This is a genomic window from Streptomyces sulfonofaciens (genome assembly GCF_014656295.1).
Classification (GTDB): domain Bacteria; phylum Actinomycetota; class Actinomycetes; order Streptomycetales; family Streptomycetaceae; genus Streptomyces; species Streptomyces sulfonofaciens.
The window spans coordinates 120,418-140,677 of the sequence record NZ_BNCD01000012.1 but is presented as its reverse complement, the minus strand read 5'-3'; the positions used below and the strand labels follow the sequence as shown (position 1 = coordinate 140,677).

At 72.4% G+C, this 20,260-nt stretch carries 18 protein-coding genes and 1 pseudogene; 7 read left to right on the top strand and 12 right to left on the bottom strand.

The features are described from left to right. The first annotated feature begins 2 nt into the window (after positions 1-2). Positions 3-935 (top strand): LysR family transcriptional regulator, encoded by a 933-nt coding sequence (locus IE313_RS20375; protein ID WP_189934266.1) that lies wholly within the window; start codon positions 3-5, stop codon positions 933-935. 331 nt (positions 936-1,266) lie between these two features. Then, complete coding sequence (locus tag IE313_RS20370; RefSeq protein WP_189934264.1) at positions 1,267-1,917, top strand: class I SAM-dependent methyltransferase; 651 nt, start codon at positions 1,267-1,269, stop codon at positions 1,915-1,917. Positions 1,918-2,306: 389 nt separating this feature from the next. On the opposite strand, the gene IE313_RS20365 is transcribed toward IE313_RS20370, so the two are convergent. The 3 genes from IE313_RS20365 to IE313_RS20355 form a co-directional block, all read right to left on the bottom strand. Continuing rightward, complete coding sequence (locus IE313_RS20365; protein WP_189934262.1) at positions 2,307-5,036, bottom strand: ATP-binding protein; 2,730 nt, start codon at positions 5,034-5,036, stop codon at positions 2,307-2,309. 94 nt (positions 5,037-5,130) lie between these two features. After that, positions 5,131-5,502, bottom strand: a complete 372-nt coding sequence (locus tag IE313_RS20360) for a hypothetical protein (RefSeq protein ID WP_189934260.1) — start codon at positions 5,500-5,502, stop codon at positions 5,131-5,133. A 194-nt stretch (positions 5,503-5,696) separates the two neighbouring features. Beyond that, complete coding sequence (locus tag IE313_RS20355) at positions 5,697-6,245, bottom strand: YkgB family protein (protein ID WP_229924803.1); 549 nt, start codon at positions 6,243-6,245, stop codon at positions 5,697-5,699. A gap of 1,013 nt (positions 6,246-7,258) precedes the next feature. On the opposite strand from IE313_RS20355, the gene IE313_RS20350 reads away from it, so the two are divergent. Next, positions 7,259-8,161, top strand: coding sequence for a YceI family protein (locus tag IE313_RS20350; protein WP_189934258.1), 903 nt, complete (start codon positions 7,259-7,261; stop codon positions 8,159-8,161). Positions 8,162-8,430: 269 nt separating this feature from the next. Here IE313_RS20350 and IE313_RS20345 read toward each other — a convergent pair. From IE313_RS20345 to IE313_RS20325, 5 genes and pseudogenes are all read right to left on the bottom strand, one after another. Next, positions 8,431-8,658: pseudogene (locus IE313_RS20345) on the bottom strand (MFS transporter); the annotation flags it as partial. A 295-nt stretch (positions 8,659-8,953) separates the two neighbouring features. Further along, complete coding sequence (locus IE313_RS20340; protein ID WP_189934256.1) at positions 8,954-10,198, bottom strand: flavin-dependent oxidoreductase; 1,245 nt, start codon at positions 10,196-10,198, stop codon at positions 8,954-8,956. 160 nt (positions 10,199-10,358) lie between these two features. Then, on the bottom strand, positions 10,359-11,096 hold the full coding sequence (locus IE313_RS20335) for a maleylpyruvate isomerase family mycothiol-dependent enzyme (RefSeq protein WP_189934254.1): 738 nt from the start codon (positions 11,094-11,096) through the stop codon (positions 10,359-10,361). After that, positions 11,096-11,947, bottom strand: coding sequence for a fumarylacetoacetate hydrolase family protein (locus IE313_RS20330; protein WP_189934252.1), 852 nt, complete (start codon positions 11,945-11,947; stop codon positions 11,096-11,098). The genes IE313_RS20335 and IE313_RS20330 overlap by 1 nt, the downstream gene beginning before the upstream one ends. Further along, positions 11,944-13,011, bottom strand: coding sequence for a cupin domain-containing protein (locus IE313_RS20325; RefSeq protein WP_189934250.1), 1,068 nt, complete (start codon positions 13,009-13,011; stop codon positions 11,944-11,946). Before IE313_RS20325 ends, IE313_RS20330 begins: the two co-directional genes overlap by 4 nt. Before the next feature lie 89 nt (positions 13,012-13,100). Between IE313_RS20325 and IE313_RS20320 the strand changes: the two genes are divergently transcribed. After that, positions 13,101-13,853: an IclR family transcriptional regulator gene (locus IE313_RS20320; protein ID WP_229924802.1), complete on the top strand. Its 753-nt coding sequence runs from the start codon at positions 13,101-13,103 to the stop codon at positions 13,851-13,853. Between the two features lie 124 nt (positions 13,854-13,977). Beyond that, positions 13,978-15,330: an MFS transporter gene (locus tag IE313_RS20315; RefSeq protein WP_189934248.1), complete on the top strand. Its 1,353-nt coding sequence runs from the start codon at positions 13,978-13,980 to the stop codon at positions 15,328-15,330. Between the two features lie 69 nt (positions 15,331-15,399). On the opposite strand, the gene IE313_RS20310 is transcribed toward IE313_RS20315, so the two are convergent. Then, a complete protein-coding gene (locus IE313_RS20310) occupies positions 15,400-16,323 on the bottom strand; it encodes an alpha/beta hydrolase (protein WP_189934246.1) in 924 nt (307 codons plus the stop codon). A gap of 67 nt (positions 16,324-16,390) precedes the next feature. Between IE313_RS20310 and IE313_RS20305 the strand changes: the two genes are divergently transcribed. Both IE313_RS20305 and IE313_RS20300 read left to right on the top strand, forming a co-directional pair. Further along, a complete protein-coding gene (locus tag IE313_RS20305; RefSeq protein WP_189934244.1) occupies positions 16,391-16,867 on the top strand; it encodes a MarR family winged helix-turn-helix transcriptional regulator in 477 nt (158 codons plus the stop codon). 287 nt (positions 16,868-17,154) lie between these two features. Next, complete coding sequence (locus IE313_RS20300) at positions 17,155-17,535, top strand: antibiotic biosynthesis monooxygenase family protein (RefSeq protein ID WP_189934242.1); 381 nt, start codon at positions 17,155-17,157, stop codon at positions 17,533-17,535. Positions 17,536-17,713: 178 nt separating this feature from the next. On the opposite strand, the gene IE313_RS20295 is transcribed toward IE313_RS20300, so the two are convergent. The 3 genes from IE313_RS20295 to IE313_RS20285 form a co-directional block, all read right to left on the bottom strand. Then, positions 17,714-17,914 carry a hypothetical protein gene (locus tag IE313_RS20295; protein WP_189934240.1) on the bottom strand — a complete coding sequence of 67 codons (201 nt, stop codon included), beginning with the start codon at positions 17,912-17,914 and terminating at the stop codon, positions 17,714-17,716. A 197-nt stretch (positions 17,915-18,111) separates the two neighbouring features. Next, positions 18,112-19,569, bottom strand: a complete 1,458-nt coding sequence (locus IE313_RS20290) for a SulP family inorganic anion transporter (protein WP_189934238.1) — start codon at positions 19,567-19,569, stop codon at positions 18,112-18,114. Between the two features lie 73 nt (positions 19,570-19,642). Beyond that, positions 19,643-20,236 (bottom strand): carbonic anhydrase, encoded by a 594-nt coding sequence (locus IE313_RS20285; RefSeq protein ID WP_189934236.1) that lies wholly within the window; start codon positions 20,234-20,236, stop codon positions 19,643-19,645. Between the last annotated feature and the right edge of the window lie 24 nt (positions 20,237-20,260).

Sequence of the window (20,260 nt, the reverse complement as noted above, 5' to 3'; positions counted from 1 at the left end):
TTATGCCATTGCCCAGCCGTGTCGCCGATCTCGGCCCGTTCGACCTGCTGCTCTCCGTCGCCAGGCTGGGGAGTGTCGGGGCCGCCGCACGTGAGCACGGCATCAGCCAACCCGCGGCCAGCTCCCGGATCAGGTACTTGGAACGGCGTCTGGGTGTGGTCCTGCTCGAACGTTCTCCGCAGGGCTCCCGGCTCACCGCGCAGGGCGCGCTGGTGGGCGACTGGGCCCGCACCGCCCTGGACGCCGCGGCCGCCCTGGAGGTCGGCATCACCTCGCTGCACCACACGGCGGGAACCCGGCTGCCGGTGGCCGCGAGCCTCACCATCGCCGAGTACCTGCTGCCGCACTGGCTGGTCCGTTTCCACGCGGCCGCCGCGCACACGGCGGTGGCGCTGACCACGGGCAACTCCGACGAGGTGGCCGCCGCCGTGCTGGCCGGCACCGCCGCGATCGGCTTCGTGGAGAGCCCCGACATCCCACCGGGACTCACCGCGCACCCTGTCGGGCGGGACGAACTCACCGTGATCGTGCACCCCGCCCACCCATGGGCGCGGCGCGGGCGCAGGCGCGTCACCGCCGCCGAGCTGGCCGCCACGTCCCTGGTCAGCCGCGAGCACGGCTCGGGCACCCGGCTGTCCCTGCAACGAGCCGTCGAGGCCCGCACCGACACACCACTGGCCGCACCCGTACTGGAAGTGTCGTCCACCACGGCCATCAAGACCGCCGTGGCGGAGGGAGTGGCACCGGCCGTGCTCAGCTCCCTGGCGGTGGAGCGGGACGTCGCCGCCGGGACCCTCGTCGCCGTTCCCGTGGCCGGCCTCGACCTCGGCCGAACCCTTCGGATGATTCACCCCACCGGCCACGAGCTCACCGGCCCCGCCCGCACCCTGGCCGCCATCGCCCGCGACACCCCGCGGACGGCGGGGCACCGGTGAGGGGGCGCTCCGCGGGGGCCGGTCGCACACTCCTCTCCGGTCGGCCAGGGCGGGCCCCGACCGCTCGCTCCCGGCTCGCGTCGCCACCTACCGGCCACGGCAACGAGGTCGCGATGACGGCCTGCGCCGACCGCGGGCAGAGCCATCCGCTGAGCATTCGGGTCGAGTCCTCGGAGCGGCTGCATCACCGCCACGCCAACCGGCCATGCGGGACCCGGTACGGCTCGTTGCGGACACGCCCGCGCGACGCGGGTGTGCCGCCTGGTCGGACGATCTGCCGAACCTGCCGTGGCCATGGGGTGCTGTCAGTGCCCGCGGGCAAGCTGACCCCATGACCGACTCGGCTGCCATCAGGACGTACTGGGACGCGGCCGCGGACGGATTCGACACGGAGCCGGATCACGGTCTGCGGCAGGAGGCGACCCGCGCGGCATGGGCGACGTGCCTGTCCTCCTGGATACCGAAGACCGCAGCGGACCTCCTCGATGTGGGCTGCGGCACCGGTTCGCTCTCCTGTCTGCTGGCCGGGGCCGGGCACCGGGTCACCGGGGTGGACCTCGCTCCCAGGATGGTCGACCGTGCCCGCGCCAAGCTGGCCGCAGCGGGCCTGCCGGGCAGCTTCCTGGTGGGTGACGCAATGGACCCGCCCACCGGCGAGGCCACCTTCGACGTGGTCCTGTCACGGCACCTGGTGTGGACCCTGCCCAACCCCGCCGCCGCACTGCGCGAGTGGGTCGCGCGGCTTCGTCCGGGTGGAACGCTGATCCTGGTCGAGGGGCGATGGCGGCAGGCCGGCCAGTTTGCCCCGTACGTACCCGGAGCGGAGAGCCTGCCCTGGAACGGCGGCGTGAGCGCGCAGGACCTTACCGACACGGTCCGTCCCCTGGTGGCGGGCCTGCGCCTCGAACACCTCAGCCACCGCCCCCAGTTGTGGGGCGGTCCGGTCACCGACGAACGGTACGCGCTGATCGCACACCTCTGACCGGAGCCGGGTCCGGCGCGAGACTTGCCAAAGTCCTGCGGCAGTGCGAACACCTCGCGCCGAGGCCGCCGCCTCCCGTCGCCGCGGTGGGCGGTCCGGGAGCGCTTCGCGCTTTCGCGAGGAACCAGTACCTGACGCGCCGTAGCTACGACACCGGCTCCAACCTGGCGGATGCGGGCCGGACGCAGGGCGACCTGCCGGGGCCCGGTTGGTCGACTCCGAAGCCGACTCCACGTGTCACGAGATCCCGGTGCACAGCACAGACAGACTGCCCTGTAGGCGCTGTCAGTCGTGGCTCGGACGCGGCCCCGAGGGCCCCTTCGGCCACGCCGGAAGCAGCGGTTCGGTCGCCGCCCGCAACCCCTCACCCACCCTCCACGGCTCGCTGCTCACACCGCGGACGGCCCGATCGCCGTACCGGACGCGTCGGGCCCGCCCGCTCCCTGCCCGTCCCCTCCGTGCCCCTCCGTACCCGGCCCGGCCGGGCCCGGTCGTGGTAATGCGGCCAGGCGGGTCGCGGCGGGATGGGTCTCGGGTGCGCCGAGGCGTGCGTAGAGAGCCACCGCGTCGCGCAGTGCCCGGGCGGCGGCCTCCGGCTCGCCCGTGCGTTCCCGGCAGTGCGCGAGTCCTTCCAGGGCGCGTGCCTCGTCCAGCGGGCTCCGCACCCGGCGGGCCAGGGCGAGGGCCCGCAGGTGGGCCTGTGACGCCTCGTGCGGCCCCGTGGTCCCGAGCAGCAGGTCGCCGGTGCTGTTCAGTACCTCGGCCTCGCCCTGTAGGTCGCCGACCTTCTCGAAGAGCGTCCGCGACCGGTCGAACAGCTCCGCGGCCGCACCGGTGTCCCCACTGCGGTGGCGCACGCGGCCCAGGTCGCGCAACGCACCCGCCTCGCCGTAGCGGTTGCCCAGCGAACGGAACATCGCGAGCGCCCGTTCGAGCAGATCACCCGCCGACAGGTGGTCCTCCTGCATGTGCCGCGCCCTGCCGAGGTCCCACAGCGCCCCCGCCTCGCCCAGCCGGTCGCCGATGCCCCGGTAGAGGTCGAGCGCCCGCTGTGCCAGCTCGGCCGCCGCGGGGAAGCTCCCCGTGACGTGGCGTACGCGCCCGAGCGCCCACAGGGCGTTGGCCTCGCCGTAGCGGTTGCCGAGGGCCCGGTAGAGGGCCAGTGCCTGCTCGGCGTGGCCGGCAGCCGCCGGATACGTGCCGTCCAACTGCCTCAGCCGGCTCAGCTCCCACAGGGTGCCCGCCTCGCCGTAACGGTACTCGAGGGCGCGGTAGAGGTCGAGCGCCTGCCCCAGCAGGTCGCCGGCCTCCGCGTAGTCGCCGGCCAGGTAGCGCACCCAGGCCAGGGCCCGCAGGGCGTTGGCCTCGCCGTAGCGGTTGCCGAGGGTCCGGTAGAGCAGGAGCGCCTGCTGGGTGAGGTCGACCGCCGCAGGGTAGTCACCGGTCAGGTAGCGCACGCGGCCCAGGTCACGCAGGGTGCCCGCTTCGCCGTACTGGTTGCCGAGGGACCTGTGCAGGGTGAGCGCCTGTTGGAGGAGGCCGGCCGCCTCCTTGTAGCTGCCGGTCAGTTGGCGCACCCGGCCCAGCTCCCACAGCGCGTCCGCCTCGCCCGAGCCGTCGCCGATCCGGTGTGCGAGGGCGGCGGCGCTGCGGTGGAGGTGGGCTGCCGCGTCCCAGGGGCCCTGCCGGCGCAGGAAGGTCGCCAGCGCCGCGGTGAGGCTTATGACGCGCGGGTACTGCTCGGCGGTGGTGGCGTAGTGGGTGCAGGCGATGAGGTTCGCGCGTTCGGTGCGCATCCAGGCCAGGGCCTGTGCACGGGTCGCGGGTCCGGACCCGGGTGCGCCGGCCGGGCCGGTGTCCCGCGGCGGCGCTGGGCGGCCGGCGGCGTGCGCCAGGAGGGAGTCCGCCGTTCGCGCGGTGTGCTGGTAGTGGTCCAGCAGGCGCCCGACGGCGTCCTCCCGGTCCCCGGGCGGGTCTTCGGAACGTGCGAGGGTGCCCGCGTAGCTGCGGATGAGGTCGTGCAGGCGGTAGCGGCCGGTGACGGGCGAGTCGATCAGGTGGTCGTTGTAGAGGGCCTCCAGCTCGCGGCAGGCACGGGCCAGGTCGCAGTCGTGCAGGGCTGCGGTGGCACGGGCGTCGATGTCGGGGCCGGGGTGCAGGCCGAGGCGGCGGAAGAGCAGCCGCCTCCGCTCCGGCAGCGCACGGTAGGACAGCTCGAAGGCGGCGGCCGTGGCCCGGTCGCCCGCGGCGAGTTCGCCCAGCCGGTCCCGGGTCCTCGCGAACTCCGCGGCGAACTCCGCCAGGTCCCACTGCGGGTGGTGCGCGAAGCGCCCGGCAAGCAGGGCGATCGCCAGGGGCAGATGGCCGCACAGCCTGACGATCTCGGCGACCGCCCCGCCATCGGCCGACCCCGGGTCCCGGCCCGCCAGACGCAGGAACAGCAGGGCCGCGTCGGCGGGTTGCAGGGTGTCCAGCGTCACGGGAGCCGCGCCGTCCAGCGCGGCCAACCTGCGGCGGCTGGTGATCACCACCAGGCAGCCCTCCGCGCCCGGCAGGAGCGGCTCGACCTGCGAGTGGCTCGCCGCGTCGTCCAGGACCAGCAGCATGCGTCTACCGCTCAACTGGGAGCGCCAGAGCCCGGCCCGGGCCTCCAGGCCCTCGGGGATGTGCCGGGTGTCGACGCCGATGCTGATCAGCAGGGCCGCCAGGGCGTCCGAGGGGTCGGCCGGGCGCTGACCGGGCGTATGGGCGTGCAGGCGGACGAAGAGCTGTCCGTCTGGGTAGTGCCCGGTGAGTTGGTGGGCCGCGTGCACGGCGAGGGCTGTCTTGCCCACGCCCGGCATGCCGTCGACGGTGTGGATGGTCACCACGCGGGTGGACCTGCGGGCGCCGAGGAGGGCGTCCGCCTCGGTCTGCCGGCCGGTGAAGGAGGCCACGTCCCGCGGCAGCGTCTGCAGGGCGGTCACCGGAGCGGGTGCCATGGCAGCCTGCTGGGTCAGGTACACGTCCCGTCCTGCGACGTACGACCGTGCGTCGTCCTGGGCGCGGGCCTCGATGCTCGCCGGCGCGGTTGCGCCACTCACCGGCGGGGGCGCGTCGTTGCTTGCGGAAGGGGTCATGGCTGTGTGCTGCGCCGGTCTCCGTCGGTGTGCCGTACCGGCGGGCGGTCAGTGGCGACGGGGGTGGGCGGTGATGTGCCCCTGCCAGGAGGGGTCATGAGCCGGTGATGTGCTGGTCGCGGGCCGCCATGTACACCCGCGCGCTGTCATGGGCCTCCGCCCTCATCCGCACCGATCGGGCCTCGGACCCCTCGGCCGGCGGCAGGGCCGGCAGCAGGTGCTCGTCGAGCAGCGCCCGCAGTCCGGCGGCCGTGCCGGGCTGCTGTACGAGAAGCTGCTGGAACCGCAGTCGCCAGACCGCGGCCAGTGCCTCCTCGGTGTCGCGGTCCCCCTGGTCCCGGGCCGCGACGACGCCGTCGCGGAGCGCGGCCAGTTCGCTCTCCAGGGAGTCGGCTCCGTCGGCACGGACCCGCCGCCACCACGCCACCACCGCCTCGCGGACCTGCTGCCAGGCGTCGGTGGCCATCGCGCCCACCAACGCCGTCCCGGCTGTCAGAACGACCGGCTCCACCCCGTACCCCCTACGTAACGCCGCCGAGCCAACACGTCAAGTGAGCGTACGGGTTCTGTGGGGTGCCGCGCCATATCGCCCCCGGAGCGCGCGGCCGAGGACACGTGCGTCCCCCGTGCGCGCCCCGGCGGCCCCGGCGTACGCTCGTCTCACGCCGTGGCGCGGGCGACCTCATCCGCCTCGTCGACGCGCTCGGGCGCACGGGCGGGCCCCGCGGTGCCGAGGTCACCGCCCAGCGCGTCGCCCAGGGTCCAGATGGAGACTCCCATCAACACCACGTCCTTCATCAGGAACTGACCCGGCTGCGCCGACAGGACGGGCAGACCGTGCGAGAAGCTGTGGAACACGCCGGGGGTCGTGAACAGGAAACTGAGGGTGCCCAGGAAGAGGACGATGGAAAGGAGGCTGCCGAGCGCGGAGATCCTGGGCCACAGGGGCCGAACGGCCAGGAGGACGGCGGCGACGATCTCCATGGTGCCCAGCAGGACGGCCACGGTCTTGAAGTCCATGAGGTCGTAGAGCCAGCTCATGAGCGGGCTCTGCTGGATGAGGACGCGGCTGTCCATCTTGACGTACTTGCCGGCGCCGAACCACGCGAGTATGACGACGAGCCCGTACCGGCTCACCCACCGGCCCACCCGGGCCGCACGTGTGGCGATCTTCTGCTGGAGGTCCGTGGGGGGATCGAGGGCGAGCAAGGCGCAACTCCTATGTCGGGACGGGGTGTTCCGCGGTTCCGCGGCTGTATCTCCCTTCCATGTGCGCCGGGCGGCGGGTGCTTCTTACGCCCGGCCGCGACCTCCCCCTGCCGCGCCCAGGCCCGGCCTGCGGGCCGCGGACCGGGACGGCGGTGGCGAGGCGCACGCGCGCCGGCGCGGGAGGGACCCCGGTCCGGCACGGATCGGGCCCCGTACGGCCGTTGCGCACGTTCTGCGGTGTCGTGTGGATCGTGCTGATGACAGCGCTCGGCCAGGCGGGCATCGAGTTGTCGGCGCGCATTCAGCAGGTGCTGCCGGCAAGCGGCGGATGCAGGAACCCGGCGGGCGCGCTGCCGCCTCGCGCTGCCGCCGTACACCTTCACCTGGCCTACGCGCCGTGCACCAGGCGCCGACACCCGCGACTGGACGGCTGCTCAGGTCCTCGTCACTTCTCGTCCTTCGCCCGCCGTTCTGCTGAGTCAGGCGGGACTCGGGATGCTCGTCCGCCCTGGAGCGGCCTCTCCTCGCGTGCCTCGGTGAGGCGATTCTCACTGCTTCTCATCGGGGCATCCGGTGCACCGCCTGCGGAAGCCCGGCGCACCGCTCCGGCGGGGCACCTGCGGACCCGTCCCCGAGCTGTGATGTGTTCGCCACTCCCGGTCACACCGTGCCCGTAGGGCCTGGTTTCGACCGGTACCGCCCCCGACCTGCCCTCCTCTCCCCCGCCCTGCGCCGTCCCACCCCGTCCTGTCCTGCCCTGCCCTGTCCTGTCGCGTCCCGTCCTGTCCTATCGCGTCCTGTCCTGTCCTGTCGCGTCCCGTCCTGTCCTTCAGAGGGCACCGGCGGGACCGGAATACCGGCGCCGGGCCCCCTGGGTGTGTCGCTCCTTGCCTCTCCGCGCTACGTTTGCTTCGGACGGAGCGGAGATGATCGAATGCCCCTTCGTCCGCTCCCGTCCGTCTCACGGTGAGCAACCCTCCTCGCAGGACCTACCGCACAGGGATACTTAAACGATGATCAGCCGCTTGCTGGGTCGGAGGACCACCGCGGGCCGTAGGAACAGTCCGCTGTCCGGCTTCTCCGTGCCACCGAACGCCGGGCTCCTGACCTGCCGCGTCCTTGACCCGGTCAGTGAGCCGGTCAGGCAAGCGGAGTACACGCTCAACGACAACCAGGGCCGCAAGGTCGCCGGCGGGGAGACCGACCCGTTCGGCGGGATCGTGGCCATGGTCCCGGTCGGCGACTACCGGCTGTCGGTGGCCGCCGACAGTTTCAGCCCCTACCGGGGAAGCGTCTCCGTCATGGAGGGCGGCAAGGCCGTCTCGTTGGGCGACGTCACCCTCCAGATCGCTCCGACACTGCCGCTGCCCGACCCGGGCGAGTGGGAGATCGAGGCGGCGCACACCCGTATCGGGTTCACGGCACGCCACATCGGTCTCGCCCAGGTGTACGGCCGTTTCGACCACTTCGCGGGCGCCATCAGGGTGGGCGACGCGGTCGAGGACTCCGCGATGCACGTGGTCATCGACGCGAGCTCGATCGACACCAACGTCCGGATGCGCGACGACCACCTGCGGTCGGCGGACTTCCTCGACGTGGAGCACTTCCCGACCATCGAGTTCTACAGCGACCAGTTCGCGCACCGCGGCGGCAACAGGTGGGCCGTCAACGGTGGTCTGACGCTGCACGGCGTCACGCGCACGGTGACCCTGGACGCCCAGTACCAGGGCATACGGGTCGGCATGGAGGGCGAGACCCGCGCCGCCGTCAAGGCGACCACCGAACTCCACCGCGAGGACTACACGATCAACTGGCAGTCCATGCTCGCGCGGGGCATCGCCGTCGTCGGCTCCAGCATCAAGATCGACCTCGACATCCAGATCGTGCCGAAGGGGACGGAACTGGAGTTCAAGTAGAGTCGAATGCCGCCGGCGCGGACGCGCCGCGGCCGCGCCTGGGCGTTCTCGGTCTCCGAGGGCGCCCTTCCGCGTTCCGTGCGCCGCATGCGCCTGCTCCTGCGGCTCGACGACGAGGTCCGTGAACGGGTGGTGCACCCCCCCATCCCGTCCACCCCCTTACCCCGTCCATCCCGATCCATCCCGTCCGCCCCGTCCACCATGACGACCGGGCGGGCCTTCACCACCGCCGGGTGGACCCGGTCGACCGGGAGGTCGGGACCGCGGCCGCCCGTGCCCGCCGACGCGGGCGGCCGCGGCATGCCCAGCAGCACGGCCGCGACGGCCGGCGGCACGTTCAGCGCGAAGGTGGCGCGCCGACCGCCCACCGCGGTGAGCAGGCCGCCCAGCAGCGGGCCGACGACGGCGATGGTCTGGTTGGCGACCGCCAGGGCGGTCAGCACCCCGCCGGGGTTGCCCCGTCCGGTGCCCATGGCCTCACGGCACAGCAGTGCCATGCCTGGCCCAGGGTGATGTCCTCGGCCTCGGAGGCGTTCAGGATGCGGCGCCGCGGACGGCTGACGACGGAACGGACCCCGGGCGACGCCTGAACCGCCGAGGGGACAGGCTCTGGTTCTCGCTCATGCCCGCCACGCTGAGGTTCACGGCACGAGGGGCCCGGCTTCACCTGTACAGCTTGGACTGTATGAACGGCCGCGGCTCCCCCGGGAGCGCCCGCAGGGCAGGCGGGCCGTGACCGGTGGCGGCCGCCAGGTGGCCGGCGGCCGCCGTGGCGGGTGCGGGCGCTCCTCCTCATGCGTCCCGCAGTGCCGCGACCTCGTAGCCCGCGGTGCGCTTGTACGCGGCGATGATGGAGTCGAGGTCCTCGACGGGGATCACGTCCTCGATACGGTCGAACGGCCGGTCTCCGGTGCGCTCGTAGACCTCCCGCAGGATGGCGTCGGGCGGGTTGGTGCGGTTGGCCCGGACGACGGCGGTGGTCGCGGGGCGCCGCACCGCCTCGTACGCGGCGAAGGCTTCCGCCGGACCGGGGTGCCGGGTGAGCGCGTCGGCGAGGGCGCCCGCGTCGAGGATCGCCTGCCCCGCGCCGTTGGAGCCGCGCGGCACCATCGGGTGCGCGGCGTCACCGAGCAGGGTGACCCGGCCGCGCCCCCACCAGGGCAGCGGGTCCTGGTCGACCATCGGGTATTCGAGGATGCCGTCGGAGGACCTGATCAGCTCGGGCACGTCGAGCCAGTCGAAGTGCCAGTCGGCGAAGCGGTCGATGAAGTCCTCGACGCGCCCGGCGCGGTTCCAGTCCCGATCCGCGTGGTGGGGGGTCTCGATCTCCACGACCCAGTTGACGAGCTGGCGCCCCTGGTCGTCGATGTCGTCGCGAATCGGGTACACGACGAGCTTGCCGGTGGCGAGCCAGCCGGCCCTGATCATGCCCGCGCCACCGAGGATCTTCGGCCAGGGAGCGACGCCGCGCCACATGTTGTAGCCGGAGTAGACGGGCCTGCCCTCGTCGGGGTGCAACTGCCTGCGGATCACCGAGTGGACGCCGTCGCAGGCCACCACGGCGTCGGCCCGCGCGGTGCTGCTGCTGCCGTCCGGGTGACCGAGGTGGACGGTGACCCCGGTGTCGTCCTGCTCGACCGAGGTGCAGCGGTGTCCGGTGGCGAGTGCGTCCTCGCCGAGGCGCTCGCGGACCGCGCGGGCGAGGACGCTCTGCAGGTCGCCCCGGTGGATGGAGAACTGCGGCCATGCGTAGCCCGCGGCGAGGCCGGCGGGCTCGGTGTATATGCGCTGGCCGAACCGGTTGAAGTACAGGGACTCCCGTGTCGTCACGGCGACGGCGGCGAGTTCGTCCTGCAGGCCGAGGCGGCTCAGCCTTCGGGTGGCGTGCGGCAGGATGTTGATGCCCACGCCGATGGCGGACAGCTCGGCGACGCCCTCGTACACCTGGCACGGGATGCCGGCGGCGTGCAGTTCGAGCGCCGCGGTGAGGCCGCCGATGCCGGCGCCGATGATCGCCACTCGGGGTTGCGCGTTCATGAGACTCCGTTCTTTGCCGCCGGCGTGGTGCCGCCGGCGCGTGGTGACGGCCGGGCTCGTCCGGGTCCGGTCCGTCGCTGCGGCAGTTCCGTCGCCCGGCCCTGCCGCGTGCGGTACCCCGCCGGCGCTTCCGGTGGGCCGGGTGCCGCCGCGACCGCTGTCACAGCCAGCGCGGCAGCACGGGGAGGGGCCCTTCGGTGGCGAGCCCGCCGGGCCCGGGCAGCGGCCGGCCCGCGGCCCAGCGCAGCAGGTCGGCCGCGCGACCCGAAACCCTCCGGGCACCGGGCGCCGAACCGTCCGCGATCGTCCAGACGGGGCCCGGGTCGTCGGTTGCCTCCAGGACCAGGTCAGGTGCTCCCCCGCGGCGGCTCACCGTCTGCGTGATGTCGTCGAGCAGGGCACGCACGAGGTCGGCTGGCAGGGCGTCGAACGAGACCCCCGCATCGAGGTCGACCAGGTGCACCCACACCTCGCGGGTCCTGAGCCAGGGCACTTCGGATGCGGGGATGCTCCTGCCCAGCGCACTGCGCACCCGCGCCTGCCAGGCAACCGCCGGGTGGGAGGCGGTGGCGGTGGCCAGGCGCAGGTCGGCGGCCGCCAGGTCGGCACGCAGGCTCTCCGGCTCCTGCCGGGCACTCGCCTCGATGTCCCTCTCCCGCTGCCCCGGAGCGTGGTACATGGGGTTCTCGATCCCGGTGCGCGCCCAGTCGAGCAGGTTGGCCAGCGCATCGGCGTTGCGGGCCAGATGGGCGACCACGTGGGCGCGGCTCCAGCCAGGCAGCGCGGAGGGCGCGGCGAGGTCCGCGTCGCCGAGTGCGGCGACGGCCGCCTCGAAGCGCGCGGTGCCCTCGCGCTGCCATCCCAGGGAGCGGTCCAGCGGGGTTTCGGCGGCGGGCATCAGGCTGCTCCGGCGGCCGGGGTCTTCTCCGCGCGGCAGACGTTGCGGCACTCGCCGATGCCTTCGATGCGGGTGGTGAGCACGGTGCCGTCGGTGAGGTAGCGCTTGGGGGTGCGCGCGTGGCCGACGCCGCCGGGGGTCCCGGTGGCGATGATGTCGCCGGGTGAGAGCGGCATGATCGTGGAGATGTAGCGGACCAGCTCCACGGGCCCGAAGACCAGGTCCGAGGTGGCGGCGGACTGCACCTCCTCGCCGTCCACGACGCAACTGAGCCGCACGTCGGGCTCCGCGGCGGCCGTCTCGTCGTCGGGGACGACCAGGTGGGGGCCGACCGGCGTGGTGTCGGCGAACGTCTTGCCCTGGAGCCACTGCAGGGTGCGGTACTGCCAGTCGCGCGCGGTCACGTCGTTGAGGACGGTGTAACCGGCGATGGCGCGCGTGGCCTGCGCATGGTCGGCGTGGCGTACGGTCTCGCCGATGACGAGGGCGAGTTCGGCCTCCCAGTCCACCGCGTCCGAGCCCGCGGGCAGGACCACGTCGTCGTACGCGCCGATCAGCGCGGGCGGGAACTTCGCAAACAGTGTCGGGTGCGGGGGCACGTCCCGGCCCATCTCGGCGATGTGGGCGCGGTAGTTGACGCCGACGCAGACGATCTTCTCGGGCTTGGGCACCACCGGTGCGAAGTCCAGGTCGGCGCCCGGGATCTCGGGTCCCGCGGCGGCGGCCCTGGTACGCCAGTCGGGCAGGGCGAGCAGCGCACCGAGGTCGGGCAGGCCGAGGTCGACCGCATGGTCGTGCTCGACGCGGACGGCACGGGTGCCCTTTGGGGTACGGACGGTGGAAAGCCTCACGACGCGTCGGCTCCGATCTTGGTGCGGTACAGGTTCAGCGCCTCGTACACGGGCGCGTCGCTGAAGGTGAACAGGTCGAGGTCGGTGTCGGCCTCGACGGAGAACGGCTGCCAGGAGGGCACGGCGACGAGGTCGCCGGTGGCGAGACGGACGGTCCTGTCGCCGATGCGGACGGTGCCCGTGCCGGAGAACACCTGCCACACGGCGGAGCCCACGACGCGGGTGACGGGCAAGGCGCTGCCCGCGCGCAGCCGGTGCATCTCGGTGCGCAGGGTGGCGAGCGCGTCGCCGCCCGAGGTGGGGTTGGTGAAGCGGACCGCCGCGTGGCCCTCGCCCGCGGTACCGGGGTGGCCCTCGCTCTCCAGCTCCAGTTGGGCGCTGAGTGCCGCGTCGGTGTGCTGCCAGCGGTAGGCCGCCAGCGGGGAGTTGGCCGCCGGGGCGCCGACTCCGGACAGCGGCCTGAGACCCGGGTGCGCCCACAGGCGTTCGGCGCGGGAGCGATCGGGTGTCGAGCTGTCGGCGAGCCTGTCGGGTCCGAACTCGAAGAAGCCGGCATCGAGTCCGGACACCAGCGGGATGTCCAGTCCGTCGAGCCAGGCCATCGGCCGGTCGGTGGGGTTGTGGTGCTCGTGGAACGCCCAGCCCGGGGTGAGCAGCAGGTCTCCGCGGCGCATGGCGACGGGGTCGCCGTCCACGACGGTCCACACTCCCTCGCCCTCCAGGACGAAGCGGAAGGCTCCCTGGGAATGCCGGTGGGAGGGGGCGACCTCGCGGGGGCCGAGGTACTGGACGGCGGCCCAGAGCGTCGGGGTCGCGTAGGGCTCCCCGGGCAGGCCCGGGTTGGCGAGGGCGATGGCCCTGCGCTCGCCGCCGCGGCCGACCGGGACGAGCTCACCGGCGCGCTGCGCGATCGGGTAGAGGTCCCGCCAGTGCCACACGTGCGCGTGCGCCGCGGGCTGCGGGGTCATCGGCATGAGGTCCTCGCGCTGGGTCCACAGCGGGAGCAGTCCCGCTTCGGCGAAGTCCTCGTAGAGCTGCTTGAGCGCTGTTTCCGAGGGGGTCATGCGAAAGCTCCCTGGTGCTGTGTGGGGCGTTGCCTCACGGTAGGCACGAAGACCCGCTGATCAGAATCATGTGGCCGTACAATTCCTCTGTGCGAAACAATTCCTGGTACCCCGTGGAGTCGGCCGACAACGTCCTGCGCCTGCTCCTGCTCCTCTCGGAACGTCAGCGGGTGCGGGTGAGCGAAGCGGCCGAGCACCTGGGCGTCGCCCGGTCCACGGCACACCGGCTGCTGCGCACACTCGGCGCTCGGGACTTCGCGACGCAGGACGCGCACCGGGCCTACCGCCCGGGTCCCGCCTTCGAGCGGATCGTCCGCACCGGTCCCACCACGCAGGACCTGCGCGCCAAGCTGCACGAGCATGTGGTGGAGCTGCACCGGAAGGTCGGTGAGACCTGTCACCTGATGGTGCTCGAGGGCAACGGCGCCCGGTTCATCGACTGCGCGGAATCCACCCACGTGCTGCGGGTCGGCACCCGGGTGGGCATGCTGCTGCCCGCCCATGTCACCTCCGGCGGCAAGGCACTGCTCGCCGAGCTGTCCACGGAGGAACTCGGCGACCTGTACCCGCGGAACCTGCCGGCCTCCGCGGGCGGGCCCGCGGTCGACAGGATCACCGTCCGTCGCCAGTTGGCCACGGTCAGGCGCAAGGGCTACGCGACGAACCTGGAGGAGAGCGAGCGCGGGATCGTCGCCGTCGGCGCCTGCATCAGGGACGGCTCGGGCCGTGCGGTCGCCGGTATCGCGGTGGCCGCGCCGAGCGCGCGCTGCCCGCGGTCCCGGGTTCCCGAGCTGGCCAGGGAGGTTCTCGACGCCGCCCGGGCGGCCTCCGCGACCCTGTGAACGCCTGGGTGTTGCGTAGAGCAGAATTTCTTCACACCGTCGTTCCCCATGCCGGATGCCGTGCCTACGGTGAGGCAGCCCCGCTGCTGGACGAGCCGGTCGGGCGCACCCATGGAGGTACTCTGTGTCACTGGCGACGGCAGATGTGCGTGAAGAACTGGGCGAGGCTCCGCTGCGCCCCTTCCACTGGATGTTGGTGGGACTGGTCGCGCTCGCGACCCTCTTCGACGGTTATGACACCCTCATCCCCTCATATGTGATCCATTTCGTGGTGAAGCCCTGGCACCTGTCTTCCAGCTCCGCGGGCTTCCTGGTGTCGTCCGGGCTCATCGGGTTCGCGGTGGGCTCGCTGGTGCACGGTGTGGTGGCTGACCGGATCGGCCGCCGTCCGACCCTGATCGCGGGCCTGCTGGTGTCCGGTGTGTTCAGTGTGCTGACCGCGCTCTGGGGCACCTCGTTCGCCTCGTTCATCACACTGCGGGCGCTCACCGGCCTCGGCCTCGGGGTCCTGCTGCCCCTCGGGACGGCGTACATCAACGAGTACCTGCCCGACCGGGTCCACCACAGGCTCGCGGTGCTCGGCGGCGGCGGCTTCGGCCTCGGCGGTGTGCTCGCCGCGATCACCGGGGTCAACCTGACCTCGGACGGGAACTGGCACGTGCTGTTCTACCTGGGGGGCGGCGCCGCCGTGCTCGGCCTCGTGTACCTTGCGGTCTTCCCCGAGTCGGCCGAGTTCCTCGTGGCGCGCGGGCGCTCCGCGGAGGCGGCGCGCCTGATGTCCAGGGTGCGGCCCGACCGTGCCGCGTTCTACCGGACGGCGGACCTCGTCGTGGCCAAGGCGGAGAAGGCCAACTGGCGCCTCGTGCTCGCCCCGGCCTTCCGCAAGCGGACCATCGCGCTGTGGGCGTCCTCGTTCCTCCTGCTGTTCAGCGTGTACGGCCTCTCGTCGTGGACTCCGGAGCTGATGATCGACCGCGGTGAGGGCTTCGCCACCGGATACGTCTTCGGCGCCGTACTCCAGGGCATGTCGATCGTGGGCGCCGTGGTGGGCGGCCTCGTCGCGGACCGGTACCTCGGCGTGCGCCGCGCTCTGATGGTGTGGTGCGGACTCGGCGCGATCTCGACACTGGCCGTGGCGTTCACCGCGACGACGGCGGGCAACATGATCGGTGTCGGGGCGGCGGGCCTGTTCATCATCGGCGGGCAGTTCCTGCTCAACAACGTCTGTGCGGTGACCTACCCGGTCCAGGCGCGCGGCACGGGCGCGGGCTTCATGCTCGGCTTCGGGCGCGTCGGCGGCATCCTCGGCCCGTACATCGGCGGCTGGCTGCTCGACGGGTTCGGCGGGACGCGGGTGCTGTTCGTGGCGGTGGCGGTGGCGTCACTGCTCGCGGTCGCCACCACCTCGCCGGTGACGGGCCGCGCGGACGCGGTGCCCGCGGCGGCGGGACTGCCGGACACGGTGCCGACGCCCTGAGGCACGCCTCCGGCGCCACCCCCCGCGCCGCTCGTCGCGGCAGAACCCGGATGAGTTCGTCTGCCGCCTTCAGCTTGCCGGCGTGTGTGCCGTGCCCCCCGTGCGGATGCGCTGGCTGAGAAAGAGAGCGGCGCGCTCCAGTGCCTCGTCGGCCTCGTCCAGGACGCCGGCGAACGCCTGGAAGACGTGGGGGACGTCAGCGGTGATGTCCAGGACGACGTCCACACCGGCTTCCCGCGCGCGCGTGGCCATGCGTGTGGAGTCGTCCAGGAGTACTTCGTTGGTGCCCGCCTGCAGAAGTATCGGGGGGAAACCGGTCAGGTCGGCGAGGGTGGCGGGGCTGAGCATGGGTTGGCGCGGGTCCTGTCCCGCAAGGTACATGGCCCCGGTGCGGGCCAGGCCCTCACGCGTGAAGAACGGGTCGACGCCCGCCTTGCGGTCCATGCTCCCGCCCGTCCGGGTCATGTCGAGTCCGGGGGAGAACGCCACGATCGCGGCGGGCACGGGCAGGCCCGCGCCGCGTGCGGCGAGGCAGGTGGCGACAGTGAGGCCACCACCTGCGGAGTCCCCGGCGAACGCAATCGCCGAAGGGTCCTCGCCGCTGTCGAGAAGTGCGCGGTAGGCACTCAGCCCGTCCTCGATCGCGGCCGGGAACGGGTGCTCAGGGGCAAGCCGGTAATCCAGCGAGAACGCCCTGAACCCTGTTCTGGTCACCAGGTTCCCCGTCAGCGACATCGCCGTCTCCGGTGAGCCGACCACGTAGGAGCCGCCGTGAAAGTACAGGATCGTCCCGGCCTTCGCAGAGCCGGCCGGTTCGACGAGCACCGCGGGCCGGTCGCCGAGCGTCGCATTCCGGGTGCGGATCCCAGCCGGGACGATCATTTCGGCCATCATCGCCCTGAACCCGGCACGGAGCTCCTCCACCGACCGCGGGCCCTCGGGCTGGGGCCGCCGGACCATCGCGTCGATCTCCGCGCGCTGTTGCCTGCTCATTGCCGCCTCCACAGCAGTTACATGCCAAGGAACTATATTCCTAGGCATGTAGGTTAGGATATATGCCATGGCATCCAAGTCAAGCGGTGGCCGGGTCGACCTCCAGGACTTCTTCGCCGATCTCGTCCGCTGTGAGACGCGCCTCTACAACGCGCTGAACGACCGTCTTCGCCAACGGCACGGAATCGTCACCTCGCAGTTCGAGTTCCTGCGCTTCCTGCGCGACCACCCCGGGTCCCGGGTGGCGGACCTCGCCGCCGAGTTCGCCATCGGGATCGGTGCGACCAGCAAGGGCACCGACCGTCTGGAGAAGCGGGCCTGGGTCATTCGGCGAACCAATCCATCGGATCGCCGCTCATCACTGCTGGACCTGACCGATGACGGCCTGCGACTCGTCGAGGCGGCGGAGGCGACCTGCACCGAGACGCTGACCGAGCTGACCGCAGGCGTCCTCGGCGGCCCCTCGGGGCCGGCCGCCGTACAGGTCCTTTCGGAGCTCCGCTCCGTACTCGAACGCGACGGGATCGGCCTGCCCACGGGCTGACCGGTATGTGCGTCCGGTGCGATCGCCCGCCAGCCGTGCGATCAGCCTTTGCCGCGAGGCGAATTCCTCAGACTCATCAGGAGTCGATACGCGCCCAGGTGCCGTGTCAGGCAGTGTTCACCCCGGTGTCCCCCGCTCCTCGCGCCTTCAGTGAGCCGGCCGGCGAGTGGCCGTCTCCGGGAGCGGGAGGAGAGCGCAGACAGCTTCGGTCAGGAGCGAAGTCCGTCGTGTGTCCCGTTCAGGGCAGACGCTGGATCGTTGGCCGCACCGCGCTTTACGGTGGCGCCATGAGCGATCGCTCGCAAGGGCCTGTCCCACCTGTCGAAGCCTTTGAACCCCCCTACTACGTGGCCGTCTTCACCACGGTGCGCACCCAGGACCAGAGCGGCTACAGCGAGACCAACGCACGCATGGAGGACCTGGTGAAGGACGTCCCCGGGTTCCTGGGGATGGACCACGCGCAGACTCCTGGCGGGCTGGGCATCACCGTCGGGTACTTCCGCGACGCCGACGCCCTCGCCCAGTGGCGGAACAACGCCGAGCACCGCGCGGCTCAAGAGCGCGGGCGAGCCGAGTGGTACCGGAGCTACACACTGCATGTGGCGAAAGTGGAGCGGAGCCACGGGTTCAAGCGAAGGCAGGTCCCGCAGGACCCGACAGCAGGATGATCTGTGCCCCGTGGTGAGGTGACGCGCCGTTCGGATGTTCGGCCCGCTCGACCTCCGGCCCCACCCGGGCGATGGTGGACCGGGCGCGGCGGGAGGCACCGGGACCCCGGTCGGGAGTCGAGACCCCGCCGGCGGGCGACCCGCGCCCGGCGGCACGGGGTCCGGCACCCGTCACCGCCTACGGCCTGGGCGGGGAATCGCTCGTGCCCCGGCCGGAGTCGGCGTCCTCGGGGGTGGCGAGCTGTTCGCCGGCCGAAGGTGTTTCCCGGAGGTCGGCGGTGTGCCCACCGCCCTGCGCACACTGCCTCTTCAGGGCGAGTTCCTTGGCCAGCTTCTCCGAGTACAGCCGCATTTCTGCCTCTGCCCTGAGATCGAACACCGTTGCCTCCTGTGAGCTCGGTGCGGTCGCGGATGCTGCGGGACTTCCGGTCCTCCGCCGCCGCCCCCGCCCGGTGTCGGACGAGGACGGCGCGGAGGAGCTGCGGTGAAGGAGCAAGGGGGTGGTGGTCGCGGGCGGTCCCGCGTGCGCGCCGCGAGCGGGGCGCTCCCGGGCACACGCACCTGGCGGGCGGCCGGTCAGGCTCTCGCGAACGAGCCGATCGTGGTCCCCCGCTGGTGCGCCCAGTTCTCCAGGGTGGTGCGGCAGGCGTGGTCGAGGTGACGCAGCTCGGAGAGGTCGAGTTCGACCGGGCGGTCGCCGGGGAGCGCTTCTAGGGTTTCAAGCATCCGGGGCAGGCGGAGGAAGGTGGCGGAACCGGTGATCGTGACGATGAGACGGCCGTCGGTGGTCTCGTGGACGTCGAGGTGGATGTGGGAGGTCTCCCAGGCGGATTTGACCACGGCGAGCAGGATGCCGAGGAGGACGCCTTCGAACATGTTGGTGGTGATGATGGCCGTCGCGGTGGCGGCGAGGACGAGTGCCTCGCCGCGGTGCGCCCGCCACAGGGGCCGGAGCTCCTTGACGGGGATGAGCTTGCAGCCGGCGTGCACGAGGACCCCGGCCAGTGCGGCCAGGGGGATGACGCCGATCGCGGCCGGCAGGAGCGCGGCGAAGAGCACGAGCCACAGTCCGTGCAGGATGCGCGAGAGCTTCGTCCTGGCTCCGGCCTGGATGTTGGCGGAGCTGCGCACGATGACGGCGGTCAGGGGAAGGGCGCCGAGCATGCCGCAGATGGTGTTGCCCACGCCCTGGGCCATCAGCTCCTTGTTGTAGTCGGTGCGCGCGCCGTCGTGCATGCGGTCGACGGCGGCGGCGCTGAAGAGGCTCTCCGCCGAGGCGATGAGGGCGAAGGCGACCACGGTGCCGAGGGCGGCGAGGCTGCCCAGCGAGGCGAAGTCGGCCCCGCCGGGCGGCTGGACGGCCGACAGGAGCCCCTGCACCTCGACACGGGGGACGGACCAGCCGGCGACCGCGGTCGCGGCCGTGGCGAGGGCGACGGCGGCGAGCGGCGCGGGGACCAGTTGGGCCCGGGCCGGGAGTTTCCGCCACAGGACGAGGACGGCGATGGTGGCCGCCCCGACGGCGAACGCGGTCAGGGCGCCGCTCGACGTGGCGATCTCGCCGACCAGGTGGGGCAGCCCCGCGATCTTGTCGATCCCGGAGCGCGGCTGCTCGACGTCGGCCATGGTGTAGAGCTGACCGAAGATCAGGACGAGCCCGATCCCGGCGAGCATGCCGTGCACCACGGCCACCGTTATCGCACGGAAGAGGCGGCCGAATCCCAGTGCGCCCAGGGCGACTTGGACAAGACCGGCGCCCAGGACGACGGCGCCCAGGGCACCGAGGCCCAGTTCCTGCACGGCCTCGAACACCAGGACGGTCAGGCCGGCCGCCGGACCGCTGACCTGGAGGGTGCTGCCGGGCAGGCAGCCCACGACCAGGCCACCGACGATGCCGGTGATCAGGCCGAGTTCGGCGGGCACCCCCGAGGCCACGGCCACTCCCACGCACAGGGGCAGAGCGACCAGGAAGACGACCAGGGAGGCCAGGACATCGCGCCGCAGGTCTGCGGGCTTCTTGAACACGGAGAGCATCAGTGGACTTCCTCGCACGGCGGAAGCGGAAGGGAGGGGGAACGCGGCTGCCCGCGCAGCGGGCGGTTGCGGGTCACAGCGGCCGGAACGAGGTGCCGTCCGCCCCGTACTCCTTCACGACTCCGGTGTGCACCTCGTAGTACCAGGCGTGCACCGCCAAGGCGCCCTCCTCGACCCGCTCCGCGATGCAGGGGTGGGTGCGCAGCTTCTCCAGTTGGGCGATCGCGTGCCGCTGCACGGCCTCGGCGAGGTCCGGCGCGCACGGGCCGGTCGTCTCGGGCCGGGACGCCGCACGCTCCAGCCAGCCCTGTACGGCGGGCACGCCGGAGAGGTCGTCCCCGCTCACCAGGGCGCTGACCGCGCCGCAGTGGGAGTGCCCGCACACGATGACGTCGCGGACTCCCAGTACCCGTACCGCGTACTCGATGGTGGCCGTCTCGCCGGTGGGGTGGTCGCTGCGGTACTCGGGCACGATGTTGCCCGCCGTCCGTAGCTCGAACAGTTCGCCCGGCCGCGCGCCGGTGATCAGGCAGGGCACCACGCGCGAGTCGGAACAGGTGATGAACAGCGCATCGGGGCGCTGACCGGCCTCAAGGGCGCGGAACTCCTCGGCACGCTCCCTCACGTGCGCCGTGAAGGAACGTGCGTTGTCAACCAGGGACTTCATGGTGGCCTTTCTCCTGCGCCCGCA